Below are 21,676 nucleotides of genomic sequence, written 5' to 3' on the forward strand. Positions count from 1 at the left end.
CAGCAAGTGTTAATCAAAAATTCTGCTTATTTCGTGAAAAATCCATTACCAACGCTGCTTTAGCAGGTTTGACTGGATACCCGCAATCAGATGGGTGTTTCCATAGTCTTTGGTTACAATTCCAGCTTCGAATTCATCACGGAAGTATTTGATGGCGCTCTGTAATGGTTCTACCGCTCCCGGTGCGTGGGCACAAAATGTATTACCCGGCCCAAGGAAACGACAAAGCTGTTCCAGCGTTTCGATATCCCCAGGTTGCCCTTCCCCACGCTCTATTGCGCGCAGAATTTTCACACTCCATGGCAATCCATCACGGCACGGTGTACACCAACCACAGGATTCACGGGAAAAGAATTCCTCAAGGTTACGCGTCAGAGAAACCATGTTAATTTCATGATCAACTGCCATTGCCAGTGCAGTTCCAAGACGACTGCCCGCTTTAGCGATATTTTCGAAATCCATTGGCAGATCCAAATGATCAGCAGTCAGGAAATCTGTTCCTGCACCACCGGGTTGCCATGCTTTAAATTTCAGGCCGTCACGCATACCACCAGCATAATCTTCAAGAATTTCACGAGCGGTAATACCGAATGGCAGTTCCCACAACCCCGGATTTTTCACCCGACCAGAGAAACCCATCAGTTTAGTGCCGGCATCCTTACTTTTGTCGGCACTCAAGCCGATATACCACTCTTTACCGTGTTCAAGAATTGAGGGAACATTACACAAGGTTTCAACATTGTTAACGCAAGTCGGCTTACCCCATACGCCGGAAGTGGCTGGAAATGGCGGTTTTGAACGTGGATTAGCTCGACGGCCTTCCAATGAATTAATCAGCGCTGTTTCCTCACCACAGATATAGCGCCCTGCACCGGTATGCACAAACAGCTCAAAATCAAAGCCGCTGCCCATAATGTTTTTGCCCAGTAAACCTGCTGCTTTGGCTTCTTCAATGGCTTTACGCAGATGCACAGCCGCTTCCACATATTCACCACGCAGGAAGATATAACCACGATAAGCTTTCAGAGCAAATGCACTAATCAGCATTCCTTCCACCAGCAGGTGAGGAAGTTGCTCCATTAGCAAGCGGTCTTTATAGGTACCTGGTTCCATTTCATCTGCATTACATAGCAGATAACGGATATCCATGCTTTCATCTTTTGGCATCAGGCTCCATTTCAAACCAGTGGAGAAACCTGCTCCACCGCGGCCTTTCAACCCGGCATCTTTTACCAGAGAAACGACTTCATTCGGAGTCATACTTTTCAGTGCTTTTTCAGCACCGCGATAACCGTTTTTACTACGGTATTCATCCAACCATACCGGCTGTTTATCATCACGCAAGCGCCAGGTAAGAGGGTGGTTTTCCGCAGTACGGACAATTTCTTTTATTCCTGAATATGTTGTCATGGATACTGCTCCAATAACTTCTCGATCTCTTCAGGTTTTACAGAACTGTGAGTATCGTCATCGATCATCATGGTCGGACCTTTATCACAGTTACCCAGACAACACGTTGGCAGCAGCGTAAAACGCCCGTCTTGTGTAGTCTGCCCTGGGCAGATATTCAGGTGTTTTTCAATCGCAGCCTGAACACCCTGATAACCGGTAATATGGCAAACCACACTGTCACAATAACGGATAATGTGACGGCCCACTGGCTGGCGATAAATCTGGCTGTAGAACGTTGCCACACCTTCAACATCACTGGCTGGAATACCAAGAACATCAGCAATCGCATAAATGGCGCCATCCGGCACCCAACCACGATGTTTCTGCACAATTTTCAATGCTTCAATAGAAGCCGCGCGCGGATCTTCGTAGTGGTGTTTTTCCTGCTCAATAGCATCGTGCTCTTCAACACTCAGTACAAAATTTGCTTTTGCCTGAGACTCTGTCACGTTAACCACATCAAGGCGCGCCTGTTGATCATTTGCGTTAATTTCACGTTGCATAGTTAGCGATCCACATCAGACATAACAAAATCGATACTGCCCAGATATACGATCAGGTCAGAAACCAAACTACCGCGGATTACCGAAGGAATCTGCTGCAAATGCGGATAACTTGGTGTACGGATACGAGTACGATAACTCATGGTACTGCCGTCACTGGTCAGATAGTAACTATTGATACCCTTGGTTGCTTCAATCATCTGGAAAGACTCATTGGCTGGCATTACCGGCCCCCATGACACTTGCAGGAAGTGGTTAATCATAGTTTCAATATGCTGCAAAGTGCGTTCTTTCGGTGGTGGAGTTGTGAGTGGATGATCTGCTTTGAATGGACCTTCAGGCATATTGTCCAGACACTGTCTCAGAATACGCAGGCTTTGACGTACTTCTTCTACTTTCAACATCACACGATCATAGCAGTCGCCGTTATTACCAATTGGCACTTCGAAATCAAAGTTTTCATAACCCGAGTATGGACGCCATTTCCGCACATCAAATGCAATACCCGTTGCGCGTAAGCCAGCCCCTGTCGTACCCCAGTCAAGAGCTTGCTTGGAATTATAGGCCGCAACACCTATAGAACGACCTTTCAGGATGCTATTCTTCAGCGCTGCTTTCACGTAGGAATCAAGACGTTTAGGCAACCAATCCAGCAAATCGCGCAACAATCTATCCCAGCCACGTGGCAAGTCATGAGCAACACCGCCAATGCGGAACCATGCCGGATGCATACGGAAACCCGTAATAGCCTCCACCAAATCATAAATCTTCTGGCGATCAGTAAAGGCGAAGAATACGGGGGTCATCCCACCAACGTCTTGGATAAAAGTCGAGATGTACAACAGATGGCTGTTAATACGGAACAATTCCGATAACATGACACGAATAGTTTTCACCCGGTCCGGCACTTCAATACCAGCTAGTTTCTCCACTGCCAGTACATAAGGCATTTCATTGACACAACCACCCAGGTATTCAATGCGGTCTGTATAGGGGATATAGCTGTGCCAAGATTGGCGTTCACCCATTTTTTCCGCACCGCGGTGATGATAACCGACATCAGGTACGCAATCGACAATCTCTTCGCCATCTAACTGAAGAATAATACGGAATGCGCCATGAGAAGAGGGATGGTTAGGACCAAGGTTAAGGAACATGAAGTCCTCATTCTCAGTACCGCGTTTCATTCCCCACTCTTCTGGCTTGAAAGTCAGTGCTTCCATTTCCAGATCTTCTTTCTGTCTAGTCAGCTCGAAGGGATTGAACTCTGTCGCACGAGCCGGATAATCCTTACGCAACGGATGCCCTTCCCAAGTCGGTGGCATCATAATGCGGCGTAGATTCGGATGACCATTAAAAACAATCCCAAACATTTCCCATGTTTCGCGCTCATACCAGTTGGCATTTGAGAACAAAGGAGTAGCCGTCGGGAGGTTCAGGTCTTTCTCATTAAGCGCAACCTTCAGCATGATGTCTCGATTACGCTCAATAGAAAGCAGGTGATAAAACACAGAAAAGTCTGCATCTGGCAGACCCTGGCGGTGAGTACGCTGACGTTCATCCATTCCATGCAAATCAAAGAGCATGACATAAGGTTTAGGCAGCTTCTTCAGGAAAGTCATTACTTCCAGTAATTGTTCACGCTTCACCCAGACAACCGGTATACCGGTACGAGTTGGCTGAACAGTAAAGGCATCCGGGCCAAAATGGTTACGCAGTTCGCCCACAACCGGATCATCAAGATGGTCATGAGTTTGCCACGCAGGCCGGGCGCTTTCTTGCGCTATCTGATCTATCATCATTTTTCACCACAACGCTTTGATCAGTGTTTGTTTTGATCAGGATTAGTATCGCAACACATTGCTCTGGTTACATTCATTAGGCTATTTTTAATAAACGCCTACTGCCTAAAAGACAGATTCTTAAACTTCATCTGGCGTACGCAGATTTTTCACCGCAATACGTTCCCCGTGCTTACGTTCTCTTTCTGACTGCATATTGGCACGATAAACCCCTTGATCTCCCACTACCCAAGATAATGGGCGGCGCTCTTTGCCGATAGACTCCTGTAGCAACAATAGAGCTTGCATATAAGCTTCAGGACGAGGAGGACAACCAGGAATATAAACATCAACGGGAATGAACTTATCGACTCCTTGAACCACAGAGTAGATATCGTACATACCACCAGAGTTGGCACAAGCTCCCATAGAGATAACCCACTTCGGTTCAAGCATCTGGTCATAAAGGCGCTGAATAACCGGAGCCATTTTGGTAAAGCAGGTTCCAGCAACCACCATAAAATCAGCCTGACGGGGCGATGCACGTAAAACTTCAGCACCAAAACGGGCGACGTCATGAACGGCAGTGAATGAGGTCGCCATTTCCACATAACAACAGGAAAGACCGAAGTTATAGGGCCACAGGGAGTTTTTACGCCCCCAGTTCACCAAATCATGCAGAGCATGCTCCAGTTTGCCCATGTAAACACTACGGTGGACATGTTGCTCTAGTGGGTCAGCGACAATTTCCTGTTTTTGCAGGGGATAACGGTCATTCTCACCGTTCGGATCTATGCGGGTGAGCGTATAATCCATCTTTAATGCCTCGCTATTACTGCGGATGACTGTTATTAGTGTTAATCACAACGCTTGGTTTATTTACCTGGCGACTTGATCGGGATGGCGTCCAATTCAGCGCACCGATACGTACCAGATAGAGTAAGCCTGCTAATAACACTAAAATGAAAATACTTGCTTCAATAAAGCCTAACCAACCACTCTCTTTAATAGAGACTGACCATGCATATAGGAACAAAGCTTCAACATCGAAGATGACGAAGAACATGGCGACCAGATAGAACTTTGCCGACATGCGGAGACGAGCACTGCCGACAGAGTCGATACCTGATTCATAGGGGATGTGTTTTGCTCGGGCTTTAGCTCTCCCGCCTAAGAAAAACGCTCCTAACAGCATCAAAGCACACAGACCGAAAGCACCTAAAAGAAATACCGCGAATGCCCAGTGATGGGCAAAGAGTTCAGTGGATGTTGACATACTCATTGCTTACTCATCAAAAGTGGTGTCAAAAGTGTCTGCTCTTCTGTCTGGCAGTGTTGCACCACATCGATTCAAGGGAAGGGGTAACAACCAAATCTGAAACACTGCTAATCAATGATTGATGGAGTGAATCTTCTTGGCTTTTACTCCTCTCAACAATATTTTGTCTGTTATGACAAAATTAATCTAACATTTATTTACAAATCGCGAACTTGATCTTAACGCATTATGTTACCGCGCTGCTAAAACGTGTCAGTCAGCCAACACATGAACAGCCACGTAGGCTAGTTTAACCGATAACTCGCTTTTACTACATCATTATCTCAGGAAAAACCTGCCTTTCCACTGTCTTATAGGGAATATTTCTTTGATCAAGTACACAATTTGGCAGAAAAAAATTTGAATGCTGACGATAATTCATTCAAATCTGAAGAAATTATATTTTCTTACACATCGATAAGAGAAAATATCCAATTAACTATAGAAACTCTTATTTTATCAATTCAGCAAATTATTACCTTGTTAACAAAGTAACATTTTTTTAACCAAATCAAAGGGGCATTAAGAAAAAAGCTACCGTATATTCAACAGTCGGTATAACGGTAAAAAAGGTGTGTTTAGTTGATAATTACTTATAAATATATTTGGAATGCTAATACCTCCTTATCATCCATAATGGAGGCATTAGCAAAGATACGGTTTCAGATATTACTCTTCAATAATATCTTCATCATCAGAAGGTTCATCAGAAACACTAGATATCGTGTACGGTGTTTTCTTATTCTCTATTGCACTAAAGACAGTTAAAACCGATTCATTCTGTTCATTACTGTGTCTATATAGAGAGAACTGAGTTTCAGGCAAACGCGGAAGCCCTTCACTCTCACCTAAAATACGCAGATCAGCATTTTGCATTTCCAAAGGACGAGCGGTAATCCCCACTTCCGCATTGACTGCTGTGCGAACCGCAGATAGAGAAGCCGCTTCATAAGCAATACGCCATGATACTCCCACCTCATCCAGTGTATCCAATGCTAACTGGCGAAATGGGTTAGTTTCATCCATCACAACCAGCGGAACAGGCTCGTTTGGTTGTAGCTGGAAATCTGGAGCACAATGCCATAATACAGGGGTTGAGCGCAAAACAGTCCTTGGGTGGTGACTGATCTTTGCGGTGGTCAATGCCAAATCGATCTCATGGTTATCCAGCATACTTTCAATAAATTGAGTTCGTTTTATACGAACATCTATTGCCATACGCGGATAAACGGAAGCGATACGATTTAACAAAAAAGGGAGCAGTGTATCCACAGTGTCATCGGATGCACCAATTCTCAACTCACCTTCTGCATCGCTATAGGTTAATGATGCGCTGGCATCATCATTAGCGCGCAGAATTTGTCTTGCATAACCAAGAAGTTGAAGACCATGCTCTGTAAGAAGCTTATTACGGCCATGGCGGGCAAATAGCTCTCTGCCTACCAACTGCTCCAAACGTTGCATTTGCTGACTTACAGCCGATTGCGTTCTGCATACTGCTGCTGCTGCTGCTGCGAAAGTATTTAAATCAGCAACAGCAACAAAAGTTCTTAGCAGATCGAGATCGAGATTCATTATCGGACGATTTGCATTTATCATTGTTTATTCATCACTTTTTTTTGATTTTAATTACTAACTAACCTGGTGTTTTTACGTAAGCACTATCAAATTAAATAACATCACTTAGACAGTACTCTACTCTATTAAATAGGGCAAAGACTTACTGCTGTTTTTTTACCTATTGAACCCATTGTGGGGTTTTATTTTCTCCTCTTCTTCGTAAAAGTTACTCGGATTCCTAAATAAATTGAGGACAATCCCTATTTACAACACCCTATATGTGATTTCTAGTTTGGTTATTTTGTTTTCTGACTCACTTCAAAGAATAACATAAGTTATATCAGAAAAACTAAATATAAAGTAAAAATCTTCAATATTGTTAATGTTTAATAATCCTATTCAGATAAATTTACAATTAGTTTCCAGAAATGCTCAAAAATATTGTTAGATCTTTCTAAAATATATAGTCCCGAATTGCCAATTCAAGTTAAATCTTATACATAAGAATAAATTATACAAATACAATGATTTTTATTGGCAAATTGAGCTATGCGCATTTTCTCTCCATAATCACCTATACATACGGCTTTAACGTTAAAAACACGTCAGATCCACACTAAAAAATGACGACATAAAAGAATATAAATCCAATTTTATAAATTAATTAAGAATTTAACGCTAACATAATCAACATAAAAAGACACTAAAACAACAACATCCTTGCTAAAACAATCATTTTAACCGAATATATCAACACATCTTCAAAATATCAGGAGGGAAGAGTACATTAAATGTTACACGCTATATGTTAAATGAACCCATTTTTTACCAAGATTAAGGCAAGACTCTCTATGCTAGCAGTTAAGAAATCCAGCAAACTGGATAATGTTTGTTATGACATCCGCGGGCCAGTGCTCAAGGAAGCTAAACGCCTTGAAGAAGAAGGTAATAAAGTCCTTAAATTAAATATTGGTAATCCAGCGCCTTTTGGTTTTGAAGCACCAGATGAAATCTTGGTAGATGTTATCCGTAACTTACCAACAGCACAGGGTTATTCAGATTCAAAAGGTTTGTATTCTGCGCGCAAAGCTATCATGCAACATTATCAAGCCCGCAATATGCTGGATGTGAGTGTTGAAGATATTTATATCGGAAATGGTGTTTCTGAATTAATTGTCCAGGCAATGCAAGCATTACTGAATACCGGCGATGAAATGCTTGTTCCTGCTCCTGATTATCCTCTTTGGACTGCTGCTGTTTCACTTTCTAGTGGTAAAGCCGTACATTATATGTGCGATGAAGGTTCAGATTGGTTTCCTGACTTAGATGATATTCGTAACAAAATTACTCCTCGTACACGTGGAATCGTGATTATTAACCCTAATAATCCAACGGGTGCTGTATATAGTAAAGAGCTGTTGTTAGAAGTTGTTGAAATAGCGCGTCAACATAATTTAATCATTTTTGCCGATGAGATTTACGACAAAATCTTATATGACGATGCAGAGCATCATTCAATTGCCGCACTCGCTCCTGATTTATTAACGGTAACGTTTAACGGATTATCTAAAACATATCGCGTAGCCGGTTTTCGTCAGGGCTGGATGGTATTAAACGGTCCAAAGAAACACGCTAAAAGTTATATTGAAGGCTTAGAAATGTTGGCATCTATGCGCTTGTGTGCAAATGTGCCAATGCAGCACGCAATTCAAACCGCTTTAGGTGGTTACCAGAGTATCAGTGAGTTCATTTTACCTGGCGGTCGTTTATACGAACAGCGTAACCGTGCATGGGAATTAATTAATCAAATCCCTGGCGTTTCCTGTGTGAAACCCAAGGGTGCTTTATATATGTTCCCGAAAATTGATGTGAAACGTTTTAACGTCCACGATGATCAGAAAATGGTGCTCGACCTCTTATTACAGGAAAAGGTTTTATTAGTGCAGGGAACCGCATTTAACTGGCCTAAACCGGATCATTTCCGCATAGTAACATTGCCAAGGCTTGATGAATTGGAAGTGGCGATTCAGAAATTCGCTCGATTTATTGGCAATTATCATCAATAAAAAAACCAGAGTCGTTTGCTAAAACGTGAATTCTCACTGATAACGGACATTATTCATACCAGAGTCTTATCAGCTGTATTAAGAAATACCCATTTCTTCTACTACAGCTGATAAATTCATTCACTTGATTCTTCTCCACTGACGAAAATATCACCTACCAGATTGGAATCCTTGATCGCCATTTCTAAGACTTTCTTTACTGACACAAGATGATAGTTCTTTACAGAATAAAACCAATAAACTTTCATTTTTTACCGGTAACAAAGATTAATTTTTTTTATTTTTATCGAGGAATTATAGTGATTATATAAGGATTTGTCAGAACAAAAAAGAATTAAACATTGCATTTGTTAAATTTGATAAAAGAGAATACTTGAAGTAATAGTGAACTATTGTAAATTATATGAAATTTTTGTATACAATTTGTATGCAAAATGGAATAGAAGAATAAATTTCTTTAAAAAAATATTTCCATTACGATTATAACATTCCCAGTAATAGTAAATGCAAATTAGCCAGCCATTCTACAGATGTTATACTGTCTAAGAGCCAGTTGACTGATATTATTAACGTATTAGATAACAGAATATTTCCTTATTAAAGTCAGGGATAAAAATAAGGCACGACTTTAACGTTTACTTCCCTCTGCCAACCACTCACAATAAAAGTTATGTTCCATTGTAAGAGATGATTATGAGCCACTTTTTTGCCCATCTTTCCCGTTTAAAACTAATTAATCGTTGGCCCCTCATGCGCAATGTGCGTACAGAAAACGTTTCTGAGCACAGTCTACAGGTTGCTTTCGTCGCACACGCTTTAGCTATTATCAAAAACCGCAAATTTAATGGCCATGTGAATGCTGAACGCATTGCACTGCTGGCTATGTACCACGACGCTAGCGAAGTTATCACCGGAGATTTACCGACCCCGGTCAAATATCACAATCCACATATTGCCCGGGAATATAAAAAGATAGAAAAAATCGCCCAAAAGAGATTACTGGAAATGCTACCAACAGAGTTGCAAGAAGATTTCCGTTCAATACTGGATGACAGTCTGCATACAGAAGAAGAAGCTTTTATTGTTAAACAGGCCGATTCTCTATGTGCTTATCTCAAATGCCTGGAAGAACTATCAGCAGGTAACAGTGAATTCAATCTGGCAAAAACCCGGCTTGAAAAAACCTTAGCTGATCGCCACAGCCAAGAGATGGATTATTTTATGCAAGTTTTTGTACCGGGGTTCAGCCTGTCACTCGACGAAATTAGCCTCGATATCCCCCATTAAAATGGGAACAACCAGGGAATAACCAGCACACTAATCACCATCACTAGCAAGGTAAATGGCACTCCCAGACGGACAAAATCGGAGAATTTGTAACCACCCGGGCCAAGGACCAAAGTATTAACGGGTGATGAAACGGGAGTCATAAATGCGGCTGAAGCTGCCACACCAATAATCATGGCAAATGGCATGGGTGATACCGCCATTTCGCGCGCAGCCGCAATAGCTATCGGCGCCATCAATACCGCCGTTGCCGTATTAGAAATAAACAAACCAATCACGGCACAAAGCACGAACAGACATAACAACATCACTCTTGGCCCCATATCACCGGCAATATCCATCAGACCACGGACAATAAGATCAATCCCGCCCGTTTTCTGTAACGCCAATGCAAACGGCATCATGCCGACAATCAGAATTATGCTGGGCCAGTGAATGGATCGATAAGCGCTTTCCATATCAATACAACGGAATTTTCCCATCAACAGACAAGCTATCAGTGCGGCAATCACATTAGGCACTTCATCAGTCAGCATCATGGCAACCATCAAGGCCAAACTAAAAAGTGCATGTGGGGCCTGCGACATTGCCGGCGCTACCTCTTCAACCTCAACAGGCAGATTAAGCACGATAAAATCGCGCATTTTGGTTTTCAGGATGCGGATCAATTTCCAGTCACCAATAACCAGTAAAATATCCCCAAGTTGTAGCGGCTCATCCACCAGTTTACCCGACAACGGCTTACCATCACGCCGAATACCAACAACATTCAAACCATAACAGGTACGAAAACTCATCTCTCGTAGAGATTTACCCAGTAAATCTGATTCCGGGATCAACGATACTTCAGCCATACCCACATTACGGGATTGTGCAGAAAAATACTCTCCACGTAGTACCATCGGCTCCAGCCATTGCTCACTGCAAAACTCCCGTAGATCCACTTCACTGTCTGACATATCAATCAGCAATACATCCCGTTCTCTCAGCACGGTATTGCCAGTCACGCTAACCATAACACGCCGGAAACGCCGCCAACGTTCAATACCAACGACATTAGCCCCATAACGGGCGCGCAGGTTTAATTCATCAAGAGAGAGGCCAATCAATGGCGAGCCTTGCCGGATTGCCAGACGACGGGCGCGACCTGACAATTTATAGTCGCGGATAAGATCACGGAAAGTACGGCGGTTCCATTTGTCGTGACCATTATCCGGCTGATTACTTCCCAGCCAATGGCGAGCAATCAACATATAGCTAATGCCCGCAAACAAAATCAGAAAACCAATAGGGGTAATCGAGAAAAACTTGAAACCTGGCAACCCCTCACGAATCAACTCACTATTAACTACCATATTCGGCGGCGTAGCGACCAACGTCATCATGCCACTGATAAGCCCGGCAAAACTCAGAGGCATCATCAACCGCCCCGGAGAAATTTTCATTCTTGCCGCGACGCTGAGCACAACCGGAATGAAAATCGCAACTACACCCGTGGAGCTCATAAAAGCACCAAGCCCTGCAACAGTCATCATTAGCAAAGCCAACATTTTGGTTTCGCTGTTTCCGGCAACTCTTACCAGCCAATCCCCCATTTGATAAGCAACACCTGTTCTCACTAATCCCTCACCAATAACAAACAAGGCAGCTATCAGTAAAACGTTGGGATCACTGAAACCACTGGTTGCTTCACCCAGTGTCAACGTTCCACTCATGACAAACGCAATAATCACCAATAACGCAACAATATCCATACGAAATTTATTGGTGGTAAAAAGAACGATAGCTATCAATAACAGGGTCAATACCCACAAGAGTTCACTATTCAATTCAAAATGGCCTCTATCAACGAAAAAGAAGATATGGTGTCGAAAACTTGATTAGTAGACTATTTTATTGAGGGAAAATCTCCGGTTACGATCAACAACACACCTGTTTTTTGCCATGAACCACTATTTTATCTGCTGATTTCTCGATCACAAAGTTCAAACACCGATCTACCCGATCCAATTTCGTCATATTTTCCAGCTAAATATCATCAAGAAACGAACGATCAAGTTGTTTAAATGCCCGCCTCAAAATTTCAGCAAGCGATTGATAAGTAGGGGTTTGCTGCACTGGTGCCATAGCAATCCCTGCTTTGGCAAATTTATCACGGATTTCATGAAACCATTTCAGTAACGCCACAGGCAATGGTGTTGATGCCCGTTTCCCCAACCACCATAGCCCATGCAATGGCAAACTACAGGCAAATAGTGCGGTTGCAATAGCGGGACCAAGCTGCCCCCCCAAAGCAATTTGCCACGTCAGGGTAAAAATAGCCAATGGTGGCATAAACTGGATACCAAAACGGGTTGCCTTAATAACCCGGTTTTCAGGAAACACTGGTGCCAATTGCTTTTCAAGCGGCCAGGTCTTCATATATTTCTGCCCCAGTTGCATCTTCTTCATCCATCCGTTACTGGCAGGAGGCATTGTGCTCATCATGACCTCAATCAATTAAAAACATAGTTTTTAAAAAAACATTGTAAATGATAAAACATTTTTTGTAGGATTAGGTATATTTTGTCTTTACTGCTGTCTGTCGGTATCCTACACCCACTTTTATGCTTCACACAGCGGTAAAGCAGCATATTGTACCTTTTTCACTGCATTTAGGCTCATTTTGTTAACAAATCACCCTATGTCTTAACATTAGAGCCAGCAAAAAAAGGGGTTTGAAAATTTAAGCCTTATCATCATGCCTTTTACACTTTGCATGATGTTAATCATTTAATGTCATCACTATTATGCGCTACGCTGATGAGTAATTGACGTTTTATTAATCACATGTCTTATCTGTAAGACTCATTGACAAACACGATATAGGTATTTCCATGTCAAGTAAGCTGGTACTGGTCCTCAATTGCGGTAGCTCTTCTCTGAAATTTGCTATCATCGATCCTGCTAACGGTGAAGAATATCTTTCTGGTCTAGCTGAATGTTTTAACCTGCCTGAAGCCCGTATTAAGTGGAAAATGGATGGCGCAAAACATGAAGCCGCTTTAGGTGCTGGTGCAGCCCACAGTGAAGCATTAAACTTTATTGTTAATACTATTCTGGCCGAAAAACCAGAACTTTCTGCCCAAATCGCCGCAATTGGTCACCGTATTGTTCATGGCGGTGAAAAATTCACCTCTTCTGTCACCATTAATGATGAAGTTATTCAGGGTATTAAAGATGCGGTTCCATTCGCGCCATTGCACAACCCGGCTCACCTGATTGGCATTGAAGAAGCGAAAAAAGGATTTCCACACCTGGCTGACAAAAACGTTGCCGTTTTTGATACCGCCTTCCATCAAACAATGCCAGAAGAAGCTTACCTGTATGCACTGCCATACAATCTGTATAAAGAGCACGGCATTCGTCGCTATGGCGCCCACGGAACCAGCCACTTCTTCGTTTCCCGTGAAGCGGCAAAAACGCTGGGCAAACCAGTTGAAGAATTGAACGTTATCGTTTGTCACTTGGGCAACGGCGGTTCCATATCTGCTATCGTTAATGGTCAGTGTGTCGATACTTCTATGGGGCTGACGCCACTGGAAGGTCTGGTCATGGGTACTCGCAGCGGTGATATTGACCCAGCTATCATTTTCCACCTGCATGATTCACTGGGCATGAGCGTTGAACAAATCAACAAACTGTTGACCAAAGAATCTGGCCTGCTGGGTTTGACCGAAGTTACCAGCGATTGCCGTTACATAGAAGATAACTATGAAACCAAAGCCGATGCCAAACGTGCTATGGATGTCTATTGCCACCGTCTGGCCAAATATGTCGGTGCGTATTCCGCACTGATGGAAGGTCATCTGGACGCTATTATCTTTACCGGTGGTATCGGTGAAAACTCAGCGCTGGTCCGTGAATTGACACTGAAAAAGCTGGCTCTGTTAGGTTTTGAATATGATCACGAACGTAACCTGGCAGCCCGTTTCGGTAAATCCGGTTCTATCACCACCGACAACAGTCGTCCTGCTTTAGTGATCCCAACCAATGAAGAATTAGTGATTGCCCAAGATGCAGCACGCTTAACTGCGTAATACTTTGCCAACCGCCAGCACTGCTGGCGGTACTATTTTTGACCAACGAGCAACCGTAAAGAGGTTTCCGTGTCCCGTACAATTATGTTGATCCCTACCAGCACCAGCGTCGGCCTGACCAGTGTTAGTTTGGGTGTAATCCGCTCAATGGAGCAAAAAGGCGTTAGCCTGAGTGTTTTCAAACCTATCGCCCAGCCTCGTTGTTGCGGCTCCCAAGATCAAACCACTACAATCATCCGTTCTCATTCCAGTATTAAAACTGCTGAACCATTGAACATGACCTATGTGGAATCTTTACTGACGACGAATCAGAAAGATGTACTGATGGAAAAGATCGTGGCCCTTTACCACGAAAACACCAAAGACGCAGAAGTTATTCTGATTGAAGGTCTAGTTCCAACCCGTAAACATCCGTTTGCCCAATCTCTAAACTATGAAATCGCCAAGACATTGAACGCAGAAATCGTGTTCGTACTGGCGCTAGGTAACGATACTCAAGAGCAATTGAAAGAGCGCGTTGAACTGGCTCGTGCTGAATTTGGTGGTAGTAAAAACCAAAACATCACCGGTGTTATTATCAATAAATTGAATGCACCGGTTGATGATCAGGGTCGTACCCGTCCTGATCTGTCAGAGATCTTTGACGAATCTTCGAAAGCCATCGTAGCCAACATCGATCCAAACAATCTATCTAAACATAGCCCATTGCCGATCCTTGGCTGCATTCCATGGAGTTTTGATCTGATTGCGACACGTGCAATCGATATGGCCAAGCACCTGAATGCCCGCATTATTAATGAAGGCGCGATCAAAACTCGTCGTGTGAAATCCGTGACTTTCTGTGCACGTAGCATTCCACATATGCTGGAACATTTCCGTCCCGGCTCTCTATTAGTCACTTCTGCTGATCGCCCTGATGTTCTGGTTTCAGCCTGTCTGGCTGCCATGAATGGGGTTGAAATCGGTGCAATCCTGTTGACCGGCGGCTATTCCATCGACGAACCGATCAAGCAATTGTGTGAACGTGCTTTTGGAACAGGTCTGCCAGTCTTTATGGTTGATACCAACACCTGGCAAACTTCCCTGAGCCTGCAAAGTTTCAGCCTGGAAGTGCCAGCTGATGACCATGAACGTATCGAAAAGCTGCAAAACTATGTTGCCCACCATATCAGCAAAGAGTGGATCGACTCTCTGACAGCGAATTCTGAACGACCACACCGCTTGTCTCCACCTGCATTCCGTTATCAATTAACAGAACTGGCACGTAAAGCAGGCAAACGCATTGTTCTGCCTGAAGGTGACGAACCTCGTACCGTAAAAGCGGCTTCTATCTGTGCTGACCGTGGTATCGCGCGATGTGTTCTGCTGGGCGATCCAGAAGAGATCCGCCGTGTTGCCGCTGCTCAGGGAGTAGAACTGGGTACCGGTATCGAAATTGTTGATCCGGTTGCAGTACGTGAGCGTTATGTTGCACGTCTGGTCGAACTACGCAAAAACAAAGGCATGACCGAAGTTGTTGCGCGTGAACAACTGGAAGACAACGTTGTTCTGGGTACATTGATGCTAGAACAAGGAGAAGTTGACGGTTTAGTTTCCGGTGCAGTACACACCACAGCAAACACGATCCGTCCACCATTACAGTTAATCAAGACAGCACCGAGTAGCTCATTGGTATCATCCGTATTCTTTATGCTGCTACCAGAGCAAGTTCTGGTTTACGGTGACTGTGCGATCAACCCAGATCCGACGGCTGAACAACTGTCTGAAATCGCCATTCAATCGGCAGATTCAGCTAAAGCATTTGGTATCGAACCGCGTGTTGCTATGATCTCCTACTCTACCGGTAACTCCGGTGCAGGTAGTGACGTTGAAAAAGTTCGTGAAGCAACCCGTTTGGCCCAGGAAAAACGTCCAGACCTGATCATTGATGGTCCATTGCAGTATGACGCCGCCATCATGGCAGATGTGGCTAAATCCAAAGCACCAAACTCACCGGTTGCCGGTCAAGCTACCGTTTTCATCTTCCCTGATCTGAACACCGGTAACACCACTTATAAAGCCGTACAACGTTCCGCGGATCTGGTTTCTATCGGGCCAATGCTGCAAGGTATGCGCAAACCAGTGAACGATTTGTCCCGCGGCGCTTTAGTAGACGATATTGTGTACACCGTTGCACTGACGGCTATTCAATCAGCACAGGGAGAAGCGTAACCGTTTCTTATCCATAGCCGATTAACGACTGATAAAGGCTGAATCCCGTGTTTCACTGGGTTCAGCCTTTTTATTTTCCTTTTCATTCCCATTTTAACATTGCGATAGTGTGTATGATGTGTAATATATACAGCTATCAATAACGCACGGAGGCAAGGTGAAAAGTTCAGAATTAATAAAGCTGCTAGAAAAAAATGGCTAGACTTTAGAACGGATAAAAGGCAGTCATTATCAATTCAGACACCCTGATTTTTCGATAGTGATAACTGTTCCTCATCCTCGAAAAGATATAAAAATCGGAACATTACACCAGATCATGAAAGATGCGGGTCTTAAATAAAGTAACCAAAAACACTCAAATCAGGAGAAATAATATGTTATATCCCGCTTTTATTGAAGTTGACACAGATGGCAGCGCAAGCGGCTGGTTTCCTGATGTACCCGGCTGTTATTTTGCTGGCGATACACTTGAAGAAACCTGGCAAGATGCTAAAAGTGCTATTGAAGTACATTTTGAATTATTAACGCAAAATGAATCAGAGCTGCCGAAAGCCAGAACAATGCAAGAACATCTCGCTGAAAACATGGGTAAATATATTAATGGTCAATGGATCTTGGTTGATGTCAATATGGATAAATTCGATGGCAGAGCAGAACGGATCAATATTACCTTGCCACATCGTTTATTACATCGTATTGATACGATTGTTCATGATCATCCTGAATATGGCAGCAGAAGTGGTTTTCTGGCTCAGGCCGCACGTAATGAACTACAAAAAACAACTTAATTGTGCCGCATATATGCGGCACTTTATATTTATTTACGCAAATTTAAGATTGATGATTACAGCACAGGGAAACCTATTTTTTCTGTTTCTGTAATAATACATACGCTACTTGGGCTTGTATTTTATTACTTGATAACCATCCATTAAATATATTTCCTATTCCGCGTTGCTTATATTCAGAATCACAACTTGCTGATGTTCCTGTTACACCAAGCCCGTATGTTCCTCCACCTTCAGCTTTAGTCTTACACTTATGTTTAGTTGTAAAGTCACCATATAACCAACCTGCCTTTTCCGTCTTAAATTCAATAACAACACCTGGTTTTTTATTGGTTAGATAACCTTGTGAGTAAGTGAATTGAGGCGCAATTCCACAGAAACTGTTTTCTTGAACACAAGAAATTTTCTCGTTCCTATTCTTATCAAATGTTTGATATTCCTTTGTCTCCATTCCCCGATACCAGTACATCGATTTTTCTTCTACATTATCACTATTTGCAGTTTTACCACTCTTTAGCGTCAATTTATTCGGTGTGTTGTCTTTAACTCTAAGAACACAATTTGTATATAAAGACATTACTTTAGTTTTTGCCATTCCGTTTGCCGTTATTGCATCTTTTACCTGATTTCTAAGATTCTCCGGATCTTTCATACATGCCATACTGACACTACTAATAGCTAATAAAAGCGGGGAAATAAGAAAAACTTTTTTATTTAAATTCATATCTATCTCCTTGGTCTATTTATGTTTGTGGTACCTAATTAAATTGATTTCATTATTATATCCGTTATCTTTCAAGTTGCTTCTTTGTTGGCTGCACTCACTCACCCCGGTCACATAGTTATCTATGCTCCCGGGGATTCTCTCCCTTGCCGTCGCGATCCATCTTGAAATCTATTGGGTATATATATATTTATAAAAACACTTATTGCAGACAATATAAAATTAATTAACCTACTGTATTAATCCACACTGTTATATTATCTGACCTAAATAAGGTAGATTATTTAATTAGAAAAAACAAAAACAAATTCCAGTATGATTAAATTAAAAAATATTTTATTAGAATATATATAAAACAATATAATAATGGTATAAAACAAAAAAACCAATAATTATATAATAACAGAACAGATTAAGGATCATTTCGGTATTGGTAATTGTACATAAGCAATTATTGTCTCTATTTTAACTGGTTATTTCTAATAACCATTTATTAAATTCATCCCCTACCCTATAACCTTTAGGCTCACAACTTGATTCATCTTTTATCAATGTACTTATTTCACCAATTCCATATGATTCCCCTCTTGATTCAACGTTAATTTCGCAGTTATGTTTAATTGTAAATTCATGATACAACCAGCCAGGTTCTGTTGTCCTAAATTCTATAACAAATTTTCTATCCTCTCTATCATCCAATTGAAATTATGACTATCTATATGATTCAAATAAATATTATCATGAATATTTATCTCCCAGTAATATTAGTAAGTTAACTGAAAATTTATTATCAATAAAAAGCACCGAAGTTATAAACACTCGGCGCTATTATTTCAACAAATCTCATTTAGAACTACATAATTACAGAACAGATATTAAAACTATTTTGGTAACAGTACATACGAAATTACAGCGTCTATTTTGGCTGATTTTTCTGATAACCACCGATTAAAGACATTTCCTATTCATAGTATAAACCATTTAATTAAATTATTTTGTTATTTACCAATTCAAATAAATGTAGATTATTAAATCAAAATAAGATAGTAAAGATATAAAAACCAAATAATTTCAATCATCTATATAATTAATAACCTGAGAATTTTTACAATATTATATATATAATTAAACAATCACTCTCTTTTTATTCCATAATAATCTAAAAACCATTCATTCATTATTGCAATAACATCTCAAAAATGCGTAATAACCTATTAATAATATACTTTCATGGAAACTAAAAAAACACCGAAGTTATGAATATTCGGTGCTGAATTAAGCTAATGATTTACTTAGCATGGAAAATCTGTTTGAGTGCCAGAGCAGCTAAATATATTGAAGATGTAAACCTCTCACTTGACTATTGGACGAAAACCGTCTTTAGCTATCTGATAACCCTGTTCCTCCTGTGCTTCATTTTTCTTTTTCACGCGCCATAGAATACTTAACGCGATAAACCACAAAGGTGTACCACAGAGAGCTACCAACGTATCGGGATCAAAAACCATTATCACTACTGTGAGGATGAAAAAAATCAGCGTGATCCACGTCATCGGCACTCCCAAAGGCATCTTAAATATTGATCGTTTATGCAATTCAGGATGGTGTTTACGATAGGCTAAATAGGCCACCAATATCATACACCAGCTATAAATCACCATAATAGAGGCAACCGTTGACACAATAGTAAATAATCGCATGACATCCGGTACGATAAATAAAAGGGATGTGCCAACTATCATACAGAAACAGGAGAATATCAGACTATGTACCGGAATCGCGGTATTACGGGAAAGAATTTTAAATTTCCAATGGGCATTTCTTTCCGTTGATAACCCATAAAGCATACGTGTACAAGCATATAATCCACTATTAGCAGAAGACATTGCCGACGTTAATGCAACAAAGTTAACAATTGCGGCAGCCGCTGGCAGACCAGCCAAGGCAAATAATGTCACAAAAGGGCTGGTTTCAGATGAAATACGTCCCCAGGAAGTCACAGCAATAATGCTTAGCATTGAGAAAATATAGAAGATAAAAATTCTCATCGGAATCTTATTAATGGCTTTTGGCAATATCTTTTCTGGATCTTTTGTTTCTGCTGTCATAGTGCCAACAAGTTCAACCCCGGTAAAAGAAAAAATCGCAATCTGAAAACCGGCAAAAAAACCAAAAATACCATTCGGCAAGAATACTGATGGATCAGTCAGATTATTAATAGATGCCGTCATACCATCTGGTGATTTCCAACCTATCATCACCATACCGATACCCACAATAATTAACGCTAAAATCGCAATGACTTTAATAATCGCAAACCAAAATTCAGCCTCACCGAATAACCGAACAGAAAGAAGATTACACGTACAAAGTAAACCCAAGGTTAGAAATGCAGGCACCCAAAGAGAAACGCCGGGAAACCAATATTGAATGTATCCGCCACAAACTACCACATCAGCAATACAGGATACAATCCAACTCATCCAGTAAGTCCAGCCGAGAAAAAAACTCGCTTTCGTCCCTAAATAATCAGACACGAAATCAGCAAAAGAGCGATAATTCAATTTAGTGAGAAGTAATTCTCCCATAGCTCGCATCACCATATACACAAAAAAACCGACAACAGCATAGGTAATAACGATTGATGTTCCTGATACGGCAATAGTTTTGCCCGATCCCATAAATAGTCCAGTACCAATAGCACCGCCAATAGAAATCATTTGAATATGACGTGCACTCAGACCTCTATGAAGCTTTTGCGAATCAGTAAACTTTTCTGCCGAAAGGTTTTGTTGAATTTTATTATTTTTTATCATGATAATACCCGTCCGTCATTAAAGCGAAGAAGCACACTGCTAAATTCTTTCTGAAGAAGAAAATGCCACTGCTTCAGAAAGAAAATGTCGTAATATTTTATTTAGTTATTTTTTTATTTAGAGCAAGTAACAATCCCGCCCGTAATCCATTAGCAACCTCAGCATTAGGAAATAATATAAAGTTTACTGAGGATGTTATTTTCCAATGGCAGTCCCGTTGGCTGGCAATTTCAAACCCTTCAGGTAATTCAGTGAAATTCATGGTATCAACCGGTATATGGAGTTGAAAACTGTCATCACTCTTAATAATCGAATCAACCACCCGGTAATGTTTCAGCTCAGGTTTAGTGCGTGCAGTTATTTGCGAAGAAACAATTAAGCCACGAAGAGCCTCAATGATTTTCTGAAATCTTTTTAAATCATTTTTACCAAAAGGCATTACTTTGCCAATTTCCATCGTGCAACTGTCTGCACCAAAATTCTCCCCAAGGAAGTGACTGAAAGTCCCGCCTTTTTCTTTGTGATAGACCAGTGCCTCAATATCGCTGTCACTCAACCATTGCATAAACTCAGCAGAAAAGGGACGGCCCTGAGCAGGTAATAACGCAAATTGCTCATGATGAGAAGCCCGTATCGCTGTATGTAAATCAATATGCCAGCGAATATTTGTCGAAGACACCGAAGGTTCAGCAAAAAAACGCCTCACAACATTTTCCAATTCAGCCGCTCGTGACCGCTCATTTCCCTGCGGGAAATCCAGATAACGACCACCAAACATTCGGTTTAAATCATTATGTAAATAACGCCGATTCGCACGCATAGCGGGCAAGTTACCGAAGATGATTAACAAATTATTTTCTAGTGTTAACGTACCATCAGCCAACTGTGATAATAACTGAATCAATATTTCAATAGGTGCCGTTTCATTACCATGAATACCCACAGAAATAACCAGAGATCGACTTTTCCTTTCATAAGGAATAAGTTGCAATACACCTTCTGCCAACCAACTCGCACTTATTGTTTCCGGAAATGTCAAACTATCGGCAAGTTTCTTTTCAAACAATAACGTTAACAGATCCATATCCACT

Annotated in this window: 18 protein-coding genes; 6 read left to right on the plus strand and 12 right to left on the minus strand. The window is 41.6% G+C overall.

What is annotated here, in order from left to right:
* Window positions 1-45: 45 nt before the first annotated feature.
* The 6 genes from nuoF to hexA all read right to left on the minus strand — a co-directional run bounded on the left by nuoF (window position 46) and on the right by hexA (window position 6,653).
* A complete protein-coding gene (nuoF, locus tag BO26_RS12180) occupies window positions 46-1,410 on the minus strand; it encodes an NADH-quinone oxidoreductase subunit NuoF (RefSeq protein ID WP_036771690.1) in 1,365 nt (454 codons plus the stop codon).
* Window positions 1,407-1,955 (minus strand): NADH-quinone oxidoreductase subunit NuoE, encoded by a 549-nt coding sequence (nuoE, locus tag BO26_RS12185; RefSeq protein WP_036771692.1) that lies wholly within the window; start codon window positions 1,953-1,955, stop codon window positions 1,407-1,409. The genes nuoF and nuoE overlap by 4 nt, the downstream gene beginning before the upstream one ends.
* 2 nt (window positions 1,956-1,957) lie before the next feature.
* Window positions 1,958-3,757: an NADH-quinone oxidoreductase subunit C/D gene (nuoC, locus tag BO26_RS12190; RefSeq protein WP_110882751.1), complete on the minus strand. Its 1,800-nt coding sequence runs from the start codon at window positions 3,755-3,757 to the stop codon at window positions 1,958-1,960.
* Between the two features lie 120 nt (window positions 3,758-3,877).
* Window positions 3,878-4,552 (minus strand): NuoB/complex I 20 kDa subunit family protein, encoded by a 675-nt coding sequence (locus BO26_RS12195; protein ID WP_015833663.1) that lies wholly within the window; start codon window positions 4,550-4,552, stop codon window positions 3,878-3,880.
* Between the two features lie 16 nt (window positions 4,553-4,568).
* Window positions 4,569-5,018, minus strand: a complete 450-nt coding sequence (locus BO26_RS12200; protein WP_081861899.1) for an NADH-quinone oxidoreductase subunit A — start codon at window positions 5,016-5,018, stop codon at window positions 4,569-4,571.
* Window positions 5,019-5,723: 705 nt separating this feature from the next.
* Entirely contained in the window at window positions 5,724-6,653 is a 930-nt protein-coding gene (gene hexA, locus BO26_RS12205) for a transcriptional regulator HexA (RefSeq protein WP_015833660.1), read from the minus strand.
* 812 nt (window positions 6,654-7,465) lie between these two features.
* Here hexA and BO26_RS12210 point away from each other — a divergent pair.
* Both BO26_RS12210 and yfbR read left to right on the plus strand, forming a co-directional pair.
* On the plus strand, window positions 7,466-8,680 hold the full coding sequence (locus tag BO26_RS12210) for a pyridoxal phosphate-dependent aminotransferase (RefSeq protein WP_036771699.1): 1,215 nt from the start codon (window positions 7,466-7,468) through the stop codon (window positions 8,678-8,680).
* A gap of 693 nt (window positions 8,681-9,373) precedes the next feature.
* Complete coding sequence (gene yfbR / locus BO26_RS12215) at window positions 9,374-9,967, plus strand: 5'-deoxynucleotidase (RefSeq protein WP_036771701.1); 594 nt, start codon at window positions 9,374-9,376, stop codon at window positions 9,965-9,967.
* Here the strand turns inward: yfbR and BO26_RS12220 are convergent.
* The gene (locus BO26_RS12220) at window positions 9,964-11,796 is read right to left on the minus strand and encodes an SLC13 family permease (protein WP_036771702.1); all 1,833 of its coding nucleotides are present in this window, start codon (window positions 11,794-11,796) and stop codon (window positions 9,964-9,966) included. The genes yfbR and BO26_RS12220 overlap by 4 nt on opposite strands.
* Window positions 11,797-11,995: 199 nt before the next feature.
* Entirely contained in the window at window positions 11,996-12,451 is a 456-nt protein-coding gene (gene yfbV, locus BO26_RS12225) for a terminus macrodomain insulation protein YfbV (RefSeq protein ID WP_036771704.1), read from the minus strand.
* A 392-nt stretch (window positions 12,452-12,843) separates the two neighbouring features.
* Here yfbV and ackA point away from each other — a divergent pair, with 392 nt between their 5' ends.
* From ackA to BO26_RS12240, 4 genes are all read left to right on the plus strand, one after another.
* Window positions 12,844-14,046, plus strand: a complete 1,203-nt coding sequence (gene ackA / locus BO26_RS12230; protein ID WP_036771706.1) for an acetate kinase — start codon at window positions 12,844-12,846, stop codon at window positions 14,044-14,046.
* Between the two features lie 84 nt (window positions 14,047-14,130).
* Window positions 14,131-16,257, plus strand: coding sequence for a phosphate acetyltransferase (gene pta / locus BO26_RS12235; protein ID WP_201771268.1), 2,127 nt, complete (start codon window positions 14,131-14,133; stop codon window positions 16,255-16,257).
* 214 nt (window positions 16,258-16,471) lie between these two features.
* Window positions 16,472-16,597 carry a type II toxin-antitoxin system HicA family toxin gene (locus BO26_RS22130; protein ID WP_072023252.1) on the plus strand — a complete coding sequence of 42 codons (126 nt, stop codon included), beginning with the start codon at window positions 16,472-16,474 and terminating at the stop codon, window positions 16,595-16,597.
* A gap of 34 nt (window positions 16,598-16,631) precedes the next feature.
* Window positions 16,632-17,045, plus strand: a complete 414-nt coding sequence (locus BO26_RS12240) for a type II toxin-antitoxin system HicB family antitoxin (RefSeq protein ID WP_036771710.1) — start codon at window positions 16,632-16,634, stop codon at window positions 17,043-17,045.
* 73 nt (window positions 17,046-17,118) lie between these two features.
* On the opposite strand, the gene BO26_RS12245 is transcribed toward BO26_RS12240, so the two are convergent.
* The 4 genes from BO26_RS12245 to astE all read right to left on the minus strand — a co-directional run bounded on the left by BO26_RS12245 (window position 17,119) and on the right by astE (window position 21,669).
* Complete coding sequence (locus BO26_RS12245) at window positions 17,119-17,769, minus strand: hypothetical protein (protein WP_036771711.1); 651 nt, start codon at window positions 17,767-17,769, stop codon at window positions 17,119-17,121.
* A gap of 465 nt (window positions 17,770-18,234) precedes the next feature.
* Window positions 18,235-18,468 carry a hypothetical protein gene (locus tag BO26_RS24875; RefSeq protein WP_477707027.1) on the minus strand — a complete coding sequence of 78 codons (234 nt, stop codon included), beginning with the start codon at window positions 18,466-18,468 and terminating at the stop codon, window positions 18,235-18,237.
* A 653-nt stretch (window positions 18,469-19,121) separates the two neighbouring features.
* Entirely contained in the window at window positions 19,122-20,585 is a 1,464-nt protein-coding gene (locus BO26_RS12250; protein ID WP_036771714.1) for an amino acid permease, read from the minus strand.
* Window positions 20,586-20,682: 97 nt separating this feature from the next.
* Window positions 20,683-21,669, minus strand: coding sequence for a succinylglutamate desuccinylase (gene astE, locus BO26_RS12255; protein WP_036771716.1), 987 nt, complete (start codon window positions 21,667-21,669; stop codon window positions 20,683-20,685).
* Between the last annotated feature and the right edge of the window lie 7 nt (window positions 21,670-21,676).

It is taken from the genome of Photorhabdus australis DSM 17609 (genome assembly GCF_000711895.1).
Classification (GTDB): domain Bacteria; phylum Pseudomonadota; class Gammaproteobacteria; order Enterobacterales; family Enterobacteriaceae; genus Photorhabdus; species Photorhabdus australis.